Here is a 17,911-nt window from a genome sequence, read left to right as displayed (position 1 = left end):
CGCGTGGACTAATTTAGATAAATTCGCCACCAAACCGTTCGTCCTGAGCTTGTCGAAGAAAGCTTGTTGAAGGAAGCGCGCAGCACCTAAAAAAACACTGGGGACGGTGACAAAAATAAGGAAGAAAGTAGTATAGATTAGCCATTTGTTTAAATGTCACCGGCCCCTTTCTACAGATGAATTCAACTTCAAACCGCTCGTCCTGAGCTTGTCGAAGGAAGCTTGTCGTACTTCGACGGTCGACTCGTTCCTCATCTGCTCAGTACGGACGGGAAAATAACAAGTGCTGTTTATCCTGAGCCTGTCGAAGGGCCTATAGGTCTGCGTTTATTTTCATCCATCAAACTAAGCAACCGAGCATCCTGAGCGCGAAGTAGTCGAAGGAACCTATTTCCTATAGGCTTCACTCTTTTTCATCCATGAAATCGTGAATTACCTATTTCCTATAGGCAAAAAAAAGCGCATTCAAATGAATGCGCTATAAAAACATGAAACACTAAGGGAAACAAAACTCTCACTTACTATGAGTGGTGTTTACTTGATTAGTTCAAATTAATTTAAATAAATTAAAAGTATTTGTTAGTTTTCTTTGAAAAGCTGACCAATAAAGTCAGTTTCATGGTGAGTAATAATGTCGTTAACATTAGAAGCTGGTGCTTTCGTCTCCGTAGAGCCAATTAGCTGTTGTTTAACTAATTTTTCACAAGCGTTCTGGGCCAGCCCTGTTAATTGTGCAATGTGTGCAATAGCTTCCGCCATAACTAATTGTGTTATGTCTTGTGCGGTTATTTCAGTCTCTGTGGGTAATGTAAGTTGGCTGAACATAAATCACCAAAGCTATTGATTAATAATGGTGATTAAATATTAGTCGTTAATTGTGCAGTAAAATAGCAAGATGGTGTTGCTAAATGTATAACTTTGTAACCAAGTGGCGAAAGTTAGCTTAATACAAGCGACATAACAATCGCATCTTCATAGCCAAAGCCAGAAGCACTAGGGTAATAACCCGTTCTGCGGCTAATTTCACAAAAACCGTGGTTCATATAAAGCATTTGAGCACTAATGTTTTTTGCCCTAACTTCAAGAAATACTTTGTTGTTATTTAGCTTTTTACTTTGATTAATAAAGTGGCTGAGTAACTTATTACCGTAACCTTTGCCTTGATGCTCAGGTGCGACACAAATATCCATCAATGTCGCTTCACCGGCAACATGTTCACCAATATAAAAGCCGACAATGTCATCTTCAATTTTTAAATAAAACCCAAAATACCGACCGCCGATGCAGCTACTAAAGGTTTTTTCTGTCCAAGGGTGTGAATGACAGGCGTTTTCTATCGCCATTAAATGGCTGACGTCTGCATGACTTACAGGTTCAAAGGTAAAACTCATCTTAATGATTACTATAAAGGTTGTGTTCGCAAAAAATTTGCCACAGTTGTTGCTTGAGCTTTGGGGATTTTTGCAATGTGTTAAGTGAAGGTGTGGTTAATAAATTATTGTTGAAATTAATTCCATTGTCTTTGCCAAACTGCCAATTGAATAAACCCAAATTTAATTGCTGCTCACTATAAGTGACTTCACCAATTGATAGGTTTAGACAGATTAAAATATCTGAAAATAATGTTAACTGGCTAACTTCATCAAAATGAATGTTTTCACAAGGTGTCTGTGTCTCTGAAGTATTATCGAGCTTAGCTTTTGAGCACCATAAGTTAATGCCCATTTCGGTTAAATAATCAAATTGTCGAGTTGATAATGGCATGATGAAAATTAAGTGCGCAATGATACAACTATGATGACAGAAATAGATGAAAACTGGAACCTCGCAACAATGTCTTACCGGTATTTTTTAATGAGTAAGGTTCTAGCTTGATTAAAAGTGTAGTTAAAGGGTTAACCAATGACGTAGTTAAAACATGCAGTCAAAAAGTAGGGTTAAAAAAGTAGTTGAAAGGCGTTTACAAACGGCTTTGATTATCTCTAGCGTTTGGTAAGCTGATGATTAATAAAGATAAATTTAATGAGGTAATGTTTGTAATCTAAGCTTGGTTTGTATCTACTAATAAGTTTTACCTCAGATAAATACCGCCAACATTGTTAACTATTATTTAACATTCGTGGCAATATTGATACAAATCCCCGCACGAATTAAACACGTCTCTACTTTATAGTTATTCCAATAACCAATATGCATTACGAACATTACATTTGTAGCTAAGCCTTTAGCTTGATGTGAAATTAAAAGTAGGAATATACCATGAAAAAAAGTATGAATTTAGCCTTAGTGCTTACACTAATGTCAGCGACTGCATTTGCTGCAAATGAAGCTCCTGAAGCACCAGTAAAATCTGAAGCTGCACAAGAAGAGCAAGAAATTCAGGATATGTCTGATCCTCTTGCCATTTTTACTCAAGTAGGTGCAGGTGTAACTGATCGTGGTATCAACCTTAAAGTTGGCCAAACCTACGATACAGGTGAAGATACTACTGCTGGCATGAATGTTTATGAAATTAAAGGCATTCAAGGTGAAAACTTAGGTTTTAGTGACTCGCCTGCGCGTGATAACTCGATTGACTTTTTACGTTTAAGACAATTCGAAGTAGACCTAACCAATGGCCGTGGTAAGCAACTTGATATTAACGTTAACTTTGATGGTACTCATTTTGCTGATCAAACAATTGATGCTTCTTATTCAATAATCCAAGCGCTTCCTAAAATGGGGCCGGTAAACTTATTCCCATTAGCGGGTGTTGGTGCAACCTTTGGTAATAACGTTGTTGACAGCTTTGAAAATGAGCAACCTGTGATTGATGATGGTTTCTCAGGCTTTGGTGCATACACAATTATTGGTATGTATTCAAAATTAGCCATTACCGACAAGTTATGGTTAAACTACAACCCGTTCTACTTACAAAGTTTAGGTGGTTCTGATTTATATAAAGCACATGCTTTTGGTATTGAAACAGACAGCGTATTGTTACACGAATTCGCAGTTAACTACCAAATTTCGCCACGCTTAAATGTTCGTTACTTTGCTAACTGGACTGAAAATGTAGACTTTAAAGACGGTGAACACCGCATTGAATTTAACTACCAATTATAGTAGTTAAACGCTAACGAATTGATGAAAAATGGAAGCCTAGCTTCCATTTTTTTTACCCTTGAATTTATTGTTTTGGCATAAACACTATTATGCTTTTATGGGAGGGTTACCGTATGATCTGTCCTATGAACATACCTAGCTACACCCTAAGGCTCCCTTTTAGCCATATCTAAATTTTTTCAATTAAACTTTAACGACCACTACCCGTGATATTTCAAACCTTGGTGTGCTGTTTTAGCTCCGTATCAATATATTACATTCGAAAGATATAGCCGCCATCGTTAGGCTTTGTTCTGTAATTTTTATTTGATGGCTTTTGTTTATGAATATTAGTTAGGGGGAATCGAGCTAGCGTAAATAAGCGTAGGCGTTTTATACTAAACTGATGAATAATATGATCAACTCAGCGCTATTTTATCGGTGCAAGAACTCGCTAAATCTTTACTTGGATAGTCATTCTATATCAGAGAATTTTACACTGTAACTAGGGCGTTGTTACTTATTTTTGAAAGGGAATAGCCTTGCTAAAAACAAGCGTCTTACACTAAAGCGTTTTATCTCAAGCTAAGTGTTCATTTATTTAATCAAACTGGTATTACACGTGCTTTTAAATAAACAACAAGCTGACGTTCTGTGAAAGTAGCACAATACTGGTGATGTAATAATTGATAAATAAGATAATAACTTGGGATATATAAAACGAGGCATAGAAAAGAAATGGCAGGGGTGGAGAGATTCGAACTCCCAACCGTCGGTTTTGGAGACCGCTGTTCTACCAATTGGAACTACACCCCTGCAACGGATTCGAATTATACTGATGAACGCCCAAAGGTAAAGGGTTAATTTAAAAAAAAAGTTTGTTCGCACATTTATTGCGCAAAAGGCGTTAAAAACACCCATTGCGCAATGTTTGCAAGTAAATGTTCGCTAGTAAATGTTCGCTAGTTTTAGTTGCCTGCTAATTCATTGCTACAGTAGCTACTTTAGATGTATTAGCTCGCATGTAAATTACAAAAGCGTATTTCATCCGGGTAGGGATAAACATCTTCAAATACACCGTCAGCAACATTTTTCTGACATTGCTGCCAGTATGAAGCTTCTAACAGTTCAGGGTGATGTTTTAAAAATGCTTTACGATATTTTGGATTCGCTAAGGCAAAAGTGGCTAACTCTTCCGGAAACATATCGCCGGGCTCAACCGAATACCAAGGCTCGGCTGCGTAAATTTGCTCTTCGGTTTTTGGTTCGGGTTTTACCCTGAAATTCACTTCATCCATGTAGGTAATTTCATCGTAATCATAGAAAATGACGCGGCCATGGCGAGTAACACCAAAGTTCTTCAACAGCATGTCTCCAGGGAATATATCAGCGGCGATCAGTTGTTTAATTGCTTTGCCATATCCGTACATGGCATTGTCGAGATCTTCTTCGTTAGCATCGGCTAAGTATATGTTTAATGGCACCATGCGGCGTTCGATATACATGTGTTCTATGATCACTAAATTGTCTTCAAAGCGGATAATTGACGGTGCAACTGTGGTGAGCTCTTCTAATAGTTCATCAGAGAATCTGTCGCGTGGAAAAGCCACTTCTGAATATTCCATCGTATCAGCCATACGGCCGACGCGGTCGTGTAATTTCACCAAACGGTATTTGCCTTTAACATCTTTTTTGGTCATGTTTTTACTAGGCGCAAATTTATCTTTAATAATTTTAAAAACATACGGGTAAGACGGCAGAGTAAATACCGACATCACCATGCCTTTAATACCTGCAGCAAGTTCAAGTTTATCGTCGCTATTGGCCAAGTGATGTAAAAAGTCGCGATAAAATTGTGTTTTCCCTTGTTTGTGAAAACCAATGGCGGAATATAAGTCGGCAGTCGTTTTATGCGGAATAAGGCGCTGTAAAAAATTCACCAATGCATGTGGGTGTTGGCAATCTACAAAGAAATAAGCACGGGCAAAACCAAAAACAACTGCCATACTCTCGCTGTCTGAAATAAGCGCGTCGATGTATAAGCCGCCTTTTTCATTGTTTAATACGGTCACTATGAATGGGGTTTCGCCACCTGGCGATAAAACCCTGCCGATAATATAAGCGCCTTTATTTCGGTAAAAAACAAAGTTCAGAATATCGAATTGTAACTCTTCTAAGCGATATAAGGTTTTGTGAGCTTGCTTGCGAAATACTTTAATGAGTGTAGCAACATCACGTCTTAAGTCTTGATATGGCACGTCCATTTTATGGCTTAACATGATCTCCATAATGGTTTGTGCCAAGCCTTTTTCAGCCGGATTATAGCTAGTAAATATTTCAGCAGGATGATCGTTCAATCGATCAGCGGTGCTTTCAACAAAAATAAAGTCGTTATGGTAGTACTTACGTTCAAATAGCTGACAGAAAATTGAGTTGTAAAAGCTTTCTGCTAACTCGGGTTGGTTGTGGGTTGATAAAAGATCAACATAATATTGTTTCACTTCACGCCACAGCCTGTCGTCAAGTGAACCTACGTAAAAGTCTTGCTTAATTTTGGCTAATGCTTCAGCGACACGTTTGTCGTAAAAGTCGGTACGTGCCTTGGCAGCTTTTTGTACTTCACTCCACTGACACTGCTCAAAACGTTGTTTGGCCGACTGGGTAATTTCAGCATACAAATTTATATGGTGTTCAAAGCCATTTAAAATAGTTCTAGCGATGGCAAAAGCAAGATTATCCATAGTAGTCACTTCTTAATAAACATTTGATCAGCATACGATAAAAATTGAATTTTGTAAGGACATTTTTGGGAAATGACCAACATAATTTAACTAAATAATGATCAAGCGCATGTCACTAAAATTGCAAATAATTGGTAATCGTAAAAGTTGTAGTGAAATATGAACGCTAAAGCTTGGCCTCTGGGCGAGTTTTTACTTGCTATTAAGGCGCCTCAGCACTAGAATTGCGCGGTTATTTTAGCCTAAATTGTTACCTTCAAAATAGACCATCAAAAATGCGTGTAGCCGACTTCTCATTTAACTTGCCCGAAGAGCTTATAGCTCGTTACCCAAAATCAGACCGCACCGCCAGTCGTTTAATGACCTTAAATGGCGATAGCGGCGAAATTACTGATAGCCAATTTTTAGCGATTGAGCAGCAGCTTAATACTGGCGATTTGCTGGTATTTAATAATACGCGAGTGATCCCTGCACGTATGTTTGGGCAAAAAGCCAGTGGCGGAAAAGTGGAAGTATTAGTTGAACGTTTATTAGATGAACACAGCGTACTTGCCCATATTCGCGCCAGTAAATCACCAAAAGTGGGCAATGAAATTACCCTAGAAGGGAAAGTTAAGGCGACCATGGTGGCTAGACACGGTGCTTTATTTGAACTTAAATTTCACGGCGAACAATCGGTGTTACAAGTGCTTGAAGACGTTGGCCATATGCCATTACCGCCTTATATTGACCGCCCTGATGAAGACAGCGATCGTGAACGTTATCAAACCGTTTACAATGAAAAGCCGGGGGCGGTTGCTGCACCTACCGCAGGCCTGCATTTTGACGATGCGTTACTTGAACGATTAAAAGCGAAAGGCGTCGAGCTTGCTTTTGTTACCTTGCACGTTGGCGCAGGCACCTTTCAGCCGGTAAAAGTGGATGAAATTGCCGATCACATTATGCACGCGGAATACGTAGAAGTGCCTGATGAAGTGGTGGAGCAAATCAATCGCACTAAAGCTAAAGGCGGGCGAGTAGTGGCTGTTGGCACAACATCAGTTCGTTCAATTGAAAGCGCAGCAAAAGTGGCAAAAGCCAAAGGGCAAGCCTTTGCAAGCTTTTATGGCGATACTGACATTTTTATTACCCCAGGCTATGAATTTGAAATTATCGACGCGTTAATTACTAATTTTCATTTATCTGAGTCAACCTTATTAATGTTAGTCAGTGCATTTTCAGGCTATGAAAATATTATGAACGCATATCAACATGCTGTTACTGAAAAATACCGTTTTTTCAGTTATGGTGATGCGATGTTCTTAACAAAAAAATCAGCAAGTTAATGACTATTTTTTGTAAGTAGTCGTTATTTATTTAGAAAAAGCCGCTAGCCTGTTTCGCTAGTGGGCGCAGGAAATCTTATGACAGAGACAAAAAAAGCAGATGATAGCCGCAGTAGAATGAAGTTTGAGCTACTTGGCAATGACGGCAAAGCTCGTCGTGGTCGTATTACCTTTGACCGTGGCACGATTGAAACACCAGCTTTTATGCCGGTTGGTACTTACGGTACGGTGAAAGGCATTAAAACTGAAGAAGTAAAAGAAATTGGCGCTGAAATTATTCTTGGCAATACTTTTCATTTAATGCTGCGCCCCGGCACTGAAATTATTGAGCAACACGGTAGTTTGCATGGTTTTATGAACTGGGATAAGCCAATCTTAACTGACTCAGGCGGCTTCCAAGTTTTTAGTTTAGGCAAAATGCGTAAAATTACCGAAGAGGGCGTTAAGTTTAGCTCGCCGGTAAATGGCGAAAAAATCATGTTAACGCCTGAACGTTCAATCGATGTTCAACGTAGCTTAGGTTCAGATATTGTGATGATATTTGACGAATGTACGCCTTATCCTGCAACGCACCAAGAATCAAAAGAGTCGATGGAGTTATCACTTCGTTGGGCACAGCGCTCTAAAGACGCACATGGCGATAACCCATCAGCTTTATTCGGCATTGTGCAAGGCGGCATGTATGAAGACCTGCGTGAAGTATCTGCTGCAGGCCTTCGAGCGATTGAATTTGATGGTTACGCCATTGGTGGATTATCGGTCGGCGAGCCAAAAGAAGATATGATCAGAATATTAGATCATACTACCCCCTTGATCCCTGAAAATAAGCCCCGATATTTGATGGGAGTAGGCAAGCCTGAAGATTTAGTAGAAGGTGTGCGCCGTGGTATCGACATGTTTGATTGTGTTATGCCAACGCGTAATGCCCGAAATGGTCATTTATTTGTTAATAACGGCGTGATTAAAATTCGTAATGCCCGTCATAAAACAGATACCGGACCATTAGATAGTGAATGTGATTGTTACACCTGTAAAAATTATTCACGTGCTTATTTGCATCATTTAGATAAGTGTAATGAAATTTTAGGTTCACAGTTAAATACAATACATAACTTACGTTTTTATCAAAAAGTTATGCAAGGTTTGCGTGATGCGATTGCAGCAGGTAAATTAGATGACTTTGTTAGTGACTTTTACGCTTTGCGTGATTTACCTGTACCGCCATTAGCTGGTAGTAACGAGTAAATTTAGTGTTTTTGAACCGCGTATTGGTTCGTAATTTATAGCAGTTTTTCAATATATAATAAGAGGATTTTATGAGTTTATTCATTAGTAATGCACATGCTGCAGCAGCGCCAGCTCAACAAGGTGGTGGTATGGAAATGATCATCATGCTATTGGTATTTGGTTTGGTTTTCTATTTCATGATTTACCGTCCACAAGCTAAGCGTGTAAAAGAGCATAAAAGCTTAATGTCTGAATTATCAAAAGGTGATGAAGTATTAACGCAAGGCGGCATTGTTGGTAAAATCGTAAAAGTATCTGACGAGAAAGATTTCATTGTAGTGAGTCTTGCTGAAAATACTGAAGTAACGCTGCAAAAAGCTGCGGTTTCAGCTGTATTACCAAAAGGCACAATGAAAAACCTTTAGTAATTTATCGCCTGTTTATCTTGTATAAACAGGCGATTTGCTTTTAGGTAGTTGATAAATTAAATAGTAGGATGACATTGTGTTAAACAAATATCCCCTTTGGAAATCACTGATGGTACTTTTTATAGTTGCCTTCGGTGCTTTATACGCCTCGCCAAATTTGTATGGTGAAGATCCAGCGGTACAAATTTCAGGTCTCAGAGGGGTTGAAATTACTGAAACCTCTTTAGATTCAGTAAAATCGCAATTAGACCAAGAAAGTATTACTTATCAAAGTATTGCTCTTGAAAACGGACAATTATTGGTGCGTTTTCAAAACACAGAATCACAACTTAAAGCGCGTGACTTACTTGATGAGTCGTTGGGCGATAAATATTCTGTAGCCTTAAACTTAACACCTGCAACGCCAGACTGGCTTGCAAGTCTTGGTGGTACACCAATGAAGTTAGGTTTAGATTTAAGTGGCGGTGTGCATTTCTTAATGGAAGTGAACATGAACGAAGCCATTATAAAAGCACAAGACGGTATGGTTGGCGATTTTCGTAACGACCTACGCGGCGAAAAAATTCGCTACCGTAGCGTGAAAAAAACCTCAGACGCTATTGTTGTTCAGCTACGTAATGAAGAAGACCTTGCTAAAGCTGAAAGCTTTTTAAGTAAACGCTACCGTGATTTCTTATTTGACGACGATAGCGACAGCTTAACGCTTAAAGCGAGCATGACCGAGCAAAAGCTAAAAGAAATTCGTGAATACGCACTTCAACAAAACATTACCATTATTCGTAATCGTGTTAATGAATTAGGTGTAGCAGAGCCATTGGTGCAGCGCCAAGGTCAAAAACACATTGTGATTGAATTGCCAGGTGTTCAAGACACAGCAAAAGCGAAAGAAATTCTAAACGCAACAGCAACTATTGAATTTAGAATGGTTGACCAAGAAAATGACATTAGCAATGCCTTAAATGGTCGTGTACCTGCGAGTTCACAGTTATTGTCAGACAGAGATGGTCGTCCATACTTAGTGAAAAAGCGTATTATGCTTACTGGTGATCACATCATTGATGCTAACTCAGGCTTTGATGAAAACGGCCGTTCACAAGTTAATATTACCTTAGACTCGCCAGGCGGCACAAAATTCTCTAATGCGACCAAATCAAATATTGGCAAGCCAATGGCGTCGGTATTTATTGAATACAAGCCAACGGATCGTAAAGACCCGCAGGGCAATACCATATTTGAAAAACAAGAAGAAATTATCTCAGTGGCGACCATTCAAGCTCGCTTAGGTAAAAGCTTCCGTATTACTGGATCAGATTCTCCTGCTGAAGCACATAATTTAGCGTTATTATTACGTGCGGGTGCCTTGATTGCGCCAATTCAAATTGTTGAAGAGCGTACAGTTGGTCCAACGTTAGGTGCTGAAAATGTCCAGTTAGGCTTTCAAGCTATCTTGATGGGCTTTGGATTAGTCTTTGTTTTCATGATTGTTTACTACCGCGCTTTTGGTATTGTGGCTAATTTAGCACTTGGTGCTAACTTGGTATTAATTGTTGGTGTAATGTCGATGATCCCAGGCGCTACCTTAACGTTACCAGGCATGGCGGGTATTGTTTTAACTGTTGGTATGGCGGTTGATGCCAACGTACTTATATTTGAACGTATTCGTGAAGAAATGCGCGCAGGTAAATCCGTTCAGCAATCGATTCACCAAGGTTACGACGCAGCATTCTCAACTATTATTGATGCAAACATTACAACGTTAATTGCCGCTTTAATACTATTTGCTGTTGGTACTGGCCCTATCAAAGGTTTTGCCGTAACACTTTCTATCGGTATTCTTACCTCAATGTTTACTGCTGTCATTGGTACACGTACAGTTGTTAACGCCGTTTGGGGCGGTAAACGTCTCGATAAATTATCGATATAAGGTTGATTAAATTATGCAAATTTTACAATTGAAAAAAACAGTCGACTTTATGAACTATCGCAAGATAGCCATGATATTTAGTATGTTATTAATGGCCGCGTCTATTGCGTCATTAGCGGTAAATAAATTAAATTTCGGTTTAGACTTTACCGGCGGTACTTTGATTGAAGTAGGCTTTGAACAAGCGGCTGACTTAACCAAAATCCGTCAAGTTATGGACACTAACGGCTTTGAAGATGCGGTTGTGCAGCTTTATGGTAGCTCACGTGATGTCGTGATTCGTTTAGCGCAGCGCGATGGTGTTGAAGCGAAAATGATCGGTAACCAAGTACTGGAAGTATTAGAACAAGGTACTGGTCAAGCGGTTGATATGCGCCGTATTGAGTTTGTTGGTGCAAGTGTTGGTGACGAATTAGCGGAGCAGGGCGGCTTAGCCATGCTAACTGCGTTAATTTGTATCTTAGTTTATGTTGCATTTCGCTTTGAATGGCGCTTTGCTTTAGGCTCTGTATTCGCACTATTTCACGATGTACTGCTGACCCTTGGTTTATTCTCTGTTTTACAATTAGAGTTCGATTTAACCGTACTAGCTGCAATACTGGCGGTAATTGGTTATTCACTTAACGATACGATTGTTGTCTCGGATCGAATTCGTGAGAACTTTCGAAAAATACGAGAAGGTGGTCCGGCTGAGATAATTAATATTTCGTTGTCACAAACCTTAAGCCGTACCTTTATTACCTCAATTACAACGCTATTGGTATTGGCGGCATTATTCTTTAAAGGTGGCGCATTAATTCATGGTTTTGCCACTGCATTACTATTAGGTGTTTTTGTTGGTACCTATTCTTCGATCTACGTAGCAAGTTCAATTGCCTTGTCGTTAGGTATTTCAAAAGAAGACCTGATCCCTGAAGTGATTGAAAAAGAAGGCGCTGATCAAGAAGCAATGATGCCATAATGACCTAGCTACAAGCTACAAGCTACAAGCTACAAGCTACAAGCTACAAGCTACAAAAAAGCGCTTCAAATTGAAGCGCTTCAAATTGAAGCGCTTTTTTTATGTCTATTGCGTACTGTTTTTATAATGATATAAAGCGGTTTACTCGGTACGGTTAGTGACTTCTACTAAGTGATAACCAAATTGTGTTTTTACCGGTCCTTGTACTTTATTTAGCTCAGCGCTAAATACTACTTGATCAAATTCTTTAACCATTTGACCTCGACCAAATGAACCTAATGCGCCACCTTGCGCTTTTGATGGGCAGTTTGAATGCTGTTTTGCTATTTCTGCAAAATCGGCACCTGACTCAATTTCTGTTTTTAAATCTAAACATGCTTGTTCAGTGTCTACTAAAATATGACGTGCTGATGCTGTTACCATGTAATTTTCTCTACCTATTGTGGGAATCTACGCCAACAGTAAACTAATTTTTAATGACTTTGAAGCAAGAATTTTAAATTTCTTACTTGTGTTAAGAACTTGTTAATGCTGTGTGAGCAATATGTTTTTTAAATAGTTATGGAACAGATTGGTAGGTGTTGTTGATAACGTATCAAGAGAAATGAATGAGCTGTGAAATAGGGGTAAGAGGTGTTGCTGTATTATCAAGAATGGGGAATAAACGGCAATCACTGGAGCGAGCTGAATTCAATAAACTCAAACTATTTATGAATGTACTAGTTGATCACTTTGCAGTTATCTACGCTCGCAACATTATTGTTTTGATCCATTACTTTTGCCGTTTCTGCGTGGGCATTGCTAAAGATGAATCGTGAAAATGCAGCAAGAAATTGCTGTAACTTATCATTAAAAATAATGGCTATGTCAAAGATATTGTTGTGCGTTTGACCATCACCTTTTACTTGGTGCGGCTTTTCTGCTGGGGTATGTAGATCAGGCTGCTGGTTAGTTTTTATGACAACTTGTTGTGTCACAAAGTTGGGAGAAATATCAGATATACCTGTGTATACCACCGCTATGGTAGCGTTATAAGAACTTGTTTGCGCAGCTTGAGCCGGTTGGACATTGACTTTAGTCCAAGCAGGAAGCGCCGTACAGCTAACAGCAATTAGACCAGATAAAGTTAAAACTTTTAATGATTTTGCTAGTTTGTTCATAATAACTCCACACTTAATCCGTTGCCTGTGATGAAACAATTCTCATTTGTAACCAAATTGTACGAATGTTAACTATATGTTGCAAGCTATTTAACGTCGAGTTTAATAAGCCGGAATGTCAAATTTTTGCGTTAAGCTGCTGCATTTCGAATAAATGAGCCGAAATATTGCCATTCTTGCTAATTTAAAACTCGCTTAAAAAGCCAATAGTAAAAACATATAAAAATAAGAACGGATGAAGTTATAATAACTTTCATCCGTTACTTAATATATTGTTACGAATATTAGCACTGATAGGTTATTTATGTGCTTACTTGTATAGTTCACTAACTAAAACTAGCTCGCCTTTTTGTCTATACGGTATTGATGTAATAAAGGTTCAGTATAGCCATTAGGTTGAACATCACCTAAAAACACCAAATCGCATGCGGCTTTAAAAGCGATGCTGTTGTCAAAATTTTCAGACATTGCTTGATATAATGGATCACCAGCATTTTGTTGATCAACAATTGCTGCCATTTTCTTCATACTCGCCATCACTTGCTCTTTAGTGCAGATGTTATGCTCAAGCCAGTTAGCTAAATGTTGACTAGATATGCGCAAGGTCGCTCTATCTTCCATTAAACCGACATCATTAATATCAGGTACTTTTGAACAACCGATGCCTTGGTCAATCCAGCGTACAACATACCCTAAAATACCTTGTGCATTATTATCTAGCTCTTGGCTTATTTCTTCCGCACTCCAATTTGTATCTGGTGCTAGCGGTATGGTTAAAATATCATCAATATTGGCTGTGGTGCGAGTTTTTAATTCTTGTTGTAGACTGAATACGTCAACGCGATGGTAATGTAATGCATGCAGTACTGCCGCTGTTGGTGATGGTACCCAAGCAGTATTTGCACCGGCTTCCACGTGGTTAATTTTGGTGGCTAACATGTTCGACATTTGATCTGGAATTGGCCACATGCCTTTACCGATTTGTGCTTTACCGCTAAAACCACATGCTAAACCAATATCAACATTATTGTCTTCATATGCACCAATCCAAGGTGTTAACTTTATATCGGCTTTACGCGCCATTGGGCCGGCTTTCATTGAGGTATGAATTTCATCACCGGTGCGATCTAAAAATCCGGTATTAATAAATACCACGCGATTTTTTGCGCTGTTAATACAGGCTTTTAAGTTAACACTGGTGCGGCGCTCTTCATCCATAATGCCCATTTTTATGGTATTGGTTGCTAAATTAAGCGCTTGCTCGACACGTGCAAATAATTTGTCGGCAAAGGCCACTTCATCTGGGCCATGCATTTTAGGTTTTACGATATAAATCGAGCCTTGGGCGCTGTTGCCTTGGGTACCTTTTTGCAGATCGTGCAATGAAATGAGTGACGTGATCATCGCATCCATTATGCCTTCAGGCACTTCATTACCGTCTTTATCTAAAATCGCGTTGTTTGTCATTAAATGACCAACATTTCGCACGAACATTAAACTTCGCCCTTTAACTGACAAGGTTTGGCCACTTACGTTGTGATATTGGCGATCGGGGTTCATGGTACGATCGAATTGTTTACCACCTTTATTAATGGTTTCTTTTAGGTCGCCTTTGATTAAGCCCAACCAATTTTTATAGGCAATCACTTTATCTTGGGCATCAACAGCGGCGACTGAGTCTTCACAATCCATAATCGTTGTCAGTGCCGCTTCAATGATAATATCGCTAACGCCTGCTTTATCAGCTTTTGCGATAGTGCTGCTTGGATCAAAAGCCACTTCAAAGTGCAAGCCGTTGTGTTTAAAGAGTAAACCAGTAGGCTGGTTAATATCACCACTAAAGCCGATGAAAGCGGCAGGGGATAGCAGTTGTGTTTGTTGACCATTTTCTAATTCAACGATCAAGGTTTGGTCGATAATTTTATATTGATTTGCATTAACGTGAGAGCCAGACTGTAACGGAATACTTTGGTCTAAAAAGTCTCGGGCAAATGCAATAACTTTTGCACCACGCACTGGGTTATATTGACTACCTTGCTCTGCGCCACCTTCATCGCTGATAGCATCGCTACCATATAATGCATCATATAAGCTTCCCCAACGCGCATTTACTGCATTTAACGCAAATCGTGCATTCATTACCGGTACAACTAGTTGTGGACCTGCCATAGTGGCTAGTTCGGCGTCAACGTTATTTGTGGTAATACTGAAGTCTTCTACTTCAGGTACGATATAATTAATGTCTTTTAAAAAGCTTTTGTAGGTAGCAAAATCAAAATTTTCACCTTGGTTTTGAGTATGCCATTGGTCGATTTGTTGCTGCAGTTGATCGCGAGTGGCTAACAAACTCTTATTCTCAGGACTTAGCTGGTGAACAATTTGTGAAAACTCGTTCCAAAAATGGTGAGTGTCAATACCGCTGTTAGGTAATACCTCTTGCTCAATAAAGTTATAAAGGCAGGTAGATACACGTAAATCAGCTATTTCAATTCGTTGACTCATAAATCCCTCGAATATTATGTATAGGTTGGTAAAAGTTTTCATTATGGAAAACTTGTTTATTAAGATGAAATGTATTGCCTAAAAGTCGTTGTTGCAATAGCGCCATAACGCCTAGTTGGCGACAAAAGGAATATTAGTCGTATAAAACAGCCATATAACTCTAGGTTCTTTTGAGTAATATTCTTAAATAACAATTAGTTAGTTTGTTGTTATTTTTCAAATTAATACAGGATTATAAAAATATTGTAAATAGTGATAGTAGGTATAGTTTTAGTGAATGGTAGGTCGGTGGTGGTATTGGTAGTATTTATGTGGCCGTTGCGTAATAAAGTACTAAATTATCGACAATTAGTGGACCGATAAGCGCAGTTATTACCGCCGATACAATTAATGCAAGCGAGCCATATGCGCCATGCTCGTAGCTGATTTTACTAATGCTTGATGTACCAAGGGCATGACTACCTGCGCCAATGGCAAGGCCTTGTGCTTTGGCTGAGGTTACACCGATATGCGTTAGCCAGCTTGGCCCTAATAATGCGCCAAATAATCCGGCAAGAATAATGGCGAAAGCTGTTATTGCACTGTTGCCGCCCGAGGCGTCGGTAAGCGCAATGCCTATTGGTGTCGTGACTGATTTATATGACAAAGCAATAGCCACTTCAGGAATATAAAAGAGCGCCATACTGAGAATGAAACTGACCAGAATAACAATGATCACGCCTAGCGTTAAAACGCTAGCAAACATTTTCCAATGATATCGAATGGTTTTTAAATGTTGATATAAGGGGTATCCAAGCGCAACAACTGCTGGCTCTAATAAATTGCTAAGCGCTTGAGTATGTTTGAAATAAAATTCAAATGACGTGCCTTGCCAGAGCATTATTGGAATAATAACCGCAATAGCAACTAGCATAGGATTTAACCAAAGTGCTGCTACCTTTCGTTGTATAACTACCGCAATTTGATATATTGCGATGGTTGAAATAATAAGCAGGGCAGAGGTTAAAATATCAGTCAACATGTGCTGACCTGATACTCTTAGCTTCACACTTTTGTACTGCGAAGCCGACGAAGGTGATCAAAACCATAGTGCTGATGAAAATAACGCTAACGATAGCAAGACCATGTTTAGCGACTAAGTCAAAATGGTTAATAATACCAACGCCTGCGGGCACAAAACACACACCCATATTTTGAATCACCCATTCAATTGTCGCTTTTATTCTATATTGGTCGACTAACTGAAAATATAACAAGAGGTTTAAAACAATCATGCCGTACAAGCTACCGGGCAGTCCACCAAAATAATGGTATATTGCCTTGCCAATAGCTAAACACAGCATGATCGCTAAAATGCTATAGATAATGTCGATGTAAACTCGTTTTGCTTTGCTCATAACCTAGCTAAATAGTGTTAGTTAACGAGTTGCGTTTGCTGTTTCGACGACAAGTTGTCTAAACCAAATGTGACTCGCGTCGTGGTGTAACAGCGGGCTCCAAATCATTTTTAATTCGATATCTGGAATGTCAAAAGGCGGTTTCAAAATTGTATAATTTGGATCGTGTTCATGAAGCATAGCAGCGCGTGTAGGCAATGTGGCGATCAAACCATCTTCATAAGCCAGTTGCATGGCAACATGGTAGTTTCGACTGAATACTTTTATATCACGCTTTTTGCCTAATCGTGCAAGTGCTTCATCTACCCAGCCTAGCTTTTGTACGTCTTTAGGATCCATTCCAACACCAACACCAAAGCCGGTTTTAGATACCCAAACATGTTTAGAAGAAAGGTATGAATTTAAATTAAACTTAGATACCACAGGGTTGTCAGCACTTAACAAACAGGAAAACGAATCACGCCATACCGTTTTTTGGTGGAAAGACTGCGGTAGCTCGTCAAAACGGTTAATGGCCATATCAATTTTACCGGCTTCTACGTCATGAAAGGTAACGTCTGAAGGTGTCATAATGTCGATAGTGACATTAGGCGCTATTTGATTAATGCGTTTAAGTAGGCCTGGAAGTAGGGTGGAGGCAGCATAATCACTGGCCATTAAACGAAATACACGTTGGCTATTTTGTTCATTAAACTCTTCTTCACCTTGCAGTGCCTCTTCAAGTTCCAATAATATTTTTCTGATCACCGGTGACAAGCTTCTTGCTCGTTCAGTTGGCACCATGCCGTCAGAAGTTCGTACTAATATAGGATCATTAAACAGGGTACGCAGGCGTTTTAAGCCATTACTCATTGCTGGTTGGGTAATGTTAAGTTGGCTTGCCGCGCGTGTAACATTCTTTTCTCTTAATAAAACATCTAGATAAATAAGTAGGTTAAGGTCAACTTTAGAAATATTCATGAGTTTAATGAATCCCTTGAAAGGTATAATTGAAATATATATAAGCTAAATTATGAACTTGTTCAACCGTTTTTATTAATTAGTATTACTTTAAAAAATAGTTTTGTAGGTTGCTGTTTGTTTATCTTGCTGAATTTGTTGTTAAAAATATTATTTTTACGATTGTTTTTGACCGTTTTCTCTTAGTATTTCCTGTGTGAAT

The 17,911-nt window shown here is 39.1% G+C and carries 16 protein-coding genes and 1 tRNA gene; 6 read left to right on the top strand and 11 right to left on the bottom strand.

The genetic code is table 11. The features are described from left to right. Nucleotides 1–579: 579 nt before the first annotated feature. From ACRRSQ_RS10510 to ACRRSQ_RS10500, 3 genes are all read right to left on the bottom strand, one after another. Nucleotides 580–825 carry a hypothetical protein gene (locus tag ACRRSQ_RS10510; protein ID WP_440875687.1) on the bottom strand — a complete coding sequence of 82 codons (246 nt, stop codon included), beginning with the start codon at nt 823–825 and terminating at the stop codon, nt 580–582. 113 nt (nt 826–938) lie between these two features. Then, nucleotides 939–1,391, bottom strand: coding sequence for a ribosomal protein S18-alanine N-acetyltransferase (gene rimI, locus ACRRSQ_RS10505; protein WP_440875686.1), 453 nt, complete (start codon nt 1,389–1,391; stop codon nt 939–941). 1 nt (nt 1,392) lies between these two features. Further along, on the bottom strand, nt 1,393–1,764 hold the full coding sequence (locus ACRRSQ_RS10500; RefSeq protein ID WP_440875685.1) for a DNA polymerase III subunit psi: 372 nt from the start codon (nt 1,762–1,764) through the stop codon (nt 1,393–1,395). 495 nt (nt 1,765–2,259) lie between these two features. On the opposite strand from ACRRSQ_RS10500, the gene ACRRSQ_RS10495 reads away from it, so the two are divergent. Further along, nucleotides 2,260–3,105: a hypothetical protein gene (locus ACRRSQ_RS10495; RefSeq protein WP_440875684.1), complete on the top strand. Its 846-nt coding sequence runs from the start codon at nt 2,260–2,262 to the stop codon at nt 3,103–3,105. 718 nt (nt 3,106–3,823) lie between these two features. On the opposite strand, the gene ACRRSQ_RS10490 is transcribed toward ACRRSQ_RS10495, so the two are convergent. Beyond that, nucleotides 3,824–3,900, bottom strand: a tRNA-Trp gene (locus ACRRSQ_RS10490). 197 nt (nt 3,901–4,097) lie between these two features. Beyond that, a complete protein-coding gene (gene aceK / locus ACRRSQ_RS10485) occupies nt 4,098–5,825 on the bottom strand; it encodes a bifunctional isocitrate dehydrogenase kinase/phosphatase (RefSeq protein WP_440875683.1) in 1,728 nt (575 codons plus the stop codon). A 275-nt stretch (nt 5,826–6,100) separates the two neighbouring features. Here aceK and queA point away from each other — a divergent pair, with 275 nt between their 5' ends. From queA to secF, 5 genes are all read left to right on the top strand, one after another. Further along, nucleotides 6,101–7,150 carry a tRNA preQ1(34) S-adenosylmethionine ribosyltransferase-isomerase QueA gene (gene queA, locus ACRRSQ_RS10480; RefSeq protein WP_440875682.1) on the top strand — a complete coding sequence of 350 codons (1,050 nt, stop codon included), beginning with the start codon at nt 6,101–6,103 and terminating at the stop codon, nt 7,148–7,150. A 117-nt stretch (nt 7,151–7,267) separates the two neighbouring features. Next, on the top strand, nt 7,268–8,395 hold the full coding sequence (gene tgt, locus ACRRSQ_RS10475; RefSeq protein WP_440875795.1) for a tRNA guanosine(34) transglycosylase Tgt: 1,128 nt from the start codon (nt 7,268–7,270) through the stop codon (nt 8,393–8,395). Between the two features lie 71 nt (nt 8,396–8,466). Beyond that, nucleotides 8,467–8,802, top strand: a complete 336-nt coding sequence (gene yajC, locus ACRRSQ_RS10470; RefSeq protein WP_440875681.1) for a preprotein translocase subunit YajC — start codon at nt 8,467–8,469, stop codon at nt 8,800–8,802. Between the two features lie 79 nt (nt 8,803–8,881). Further along, the gene (gene secD / locus ACRRSQ_RS10465; protein WP_440875680.1) at nt 8,882–10,729 is read left to right on the top strand and encodes a protein translocase subunit SecD; all 1,848 of its coding nucleotides are present in this window, start codon (nt 8,882–8,884) and stop codon (nt 10,727–10,729) included. Between the two features lie 13 nt (nt 10,730–10,742). Then, the gene (secF, locus tag ACRRSQ_RS10460) at nt 10,743–11,690 is read left to right on the top strand and encodes a protein translocase subunit SecF (RefSeq protein ID WP_440875679.1); all 948 of its coding nucleotides are present in this window, start codon (nt 10,743–10,745) and stop codon (nt 11,688–11,690) included. Between the two features lie 141 nt (nt 11,691–11,831). On the opposite strand, the gene ACRRSQ_RS10455 is transcribed toward secF, so the two are convergent. The 6 genes from ACRRSQ_RS10455 to ACRRSQ_RS10430 all read right to left on the bottom strand — a co-directional run bounded on the left by ACRRSQ_RS10455 (nt 11,832) and on the right by ACRRSQ_RS10430 (nt 17,709). Then, entirely contained in the window at nt 11,832–12,113 is a 282-nt protein-coding gene (locus ACRRSQ_RS10455; protein ID WP_440875678.1) for a peptidylprolyl isomerase, read from the bottom strand. A gap of 296 nt (nt 12,114–12,409) precedes the next feature. Then, on the bottom strand, nt 12,410–12,850 hold the full coding sequence (locus ACRRSQ_RS10450) for a hypothetical protein (RefSeq protein WP_440875677.1): 441 nt from the start codon (nt 12,848–12,850) through the stop codon (nt 12,410–12,412). 336 nt (nt 12,851–13,186) lie between these two features. After that, on the bottom strand, nt 13,187–15,352 hold the full coding sequence (locus ACRRSQ_RS10445; RefSeq protein WP_440875676.1) for a malate synthase G: 2,166 nt from the start codon (nt 15,350–15,352) through the stop codon (nt 13,187–13,189). A gap of 307 nt (nt 15,353–15,659) precedes the next feature. After that, nucleotides 15,660–16,373, bottom strand: coding sequence for an LrgB family protein (locus ACRRSQ_RS10440; RefSeq protein WP_440875675.1), 714 nt, complete (start codon nt 16,371–16,373; stop codon nt 15,660–15,662). After that, nucleotides 16,363–16,749 carry a CidA/LrgA family protein gene (locus ACRRSQ_RS10435; protein WP_440875674.1) on the bottom strand — a complete coding sequence of 129 codons (387 nt, stop codon included), beginning with the start codon at nt 16,747–16,749 and terminating at the stop codon, nt 16,363–16,365. Before ACRRSQ_RS10435 ends, ACRRSQ_RS10440 begins: the two co-directional genes overlap by 11 nt. Nucleotides 16,750–16,770: 21 nt before the next feature. After that, nucleotides 16,771–17,709, bottom strand: coding sequence for a LysR family transcriptional regulator (locus ACRRSQ_RS10430; RefSeq protein ID WP_440875673.1), 939 nt, complete (start codon nt 17,707–17,709; stop codon nt 16,771–16,773). Between the last annotated feature and the right edge of the window lie 202 nt (nt 17,710–17,911).

The sequence above is a fragment of the Thalassotalea sp. PLHSN55 genome (assembly GCF_052030545.1).
Classification (GTDB): Bacteria; Pseudomonadota; Gammaproteobacteria; order Enterobacterales; family Alteromonadaceae; genus CANMXU01.
Note: the sequence above shows the minus strand (reverse complement) of the source record. Positions and strands in the feature narration are given on the sequence as shown.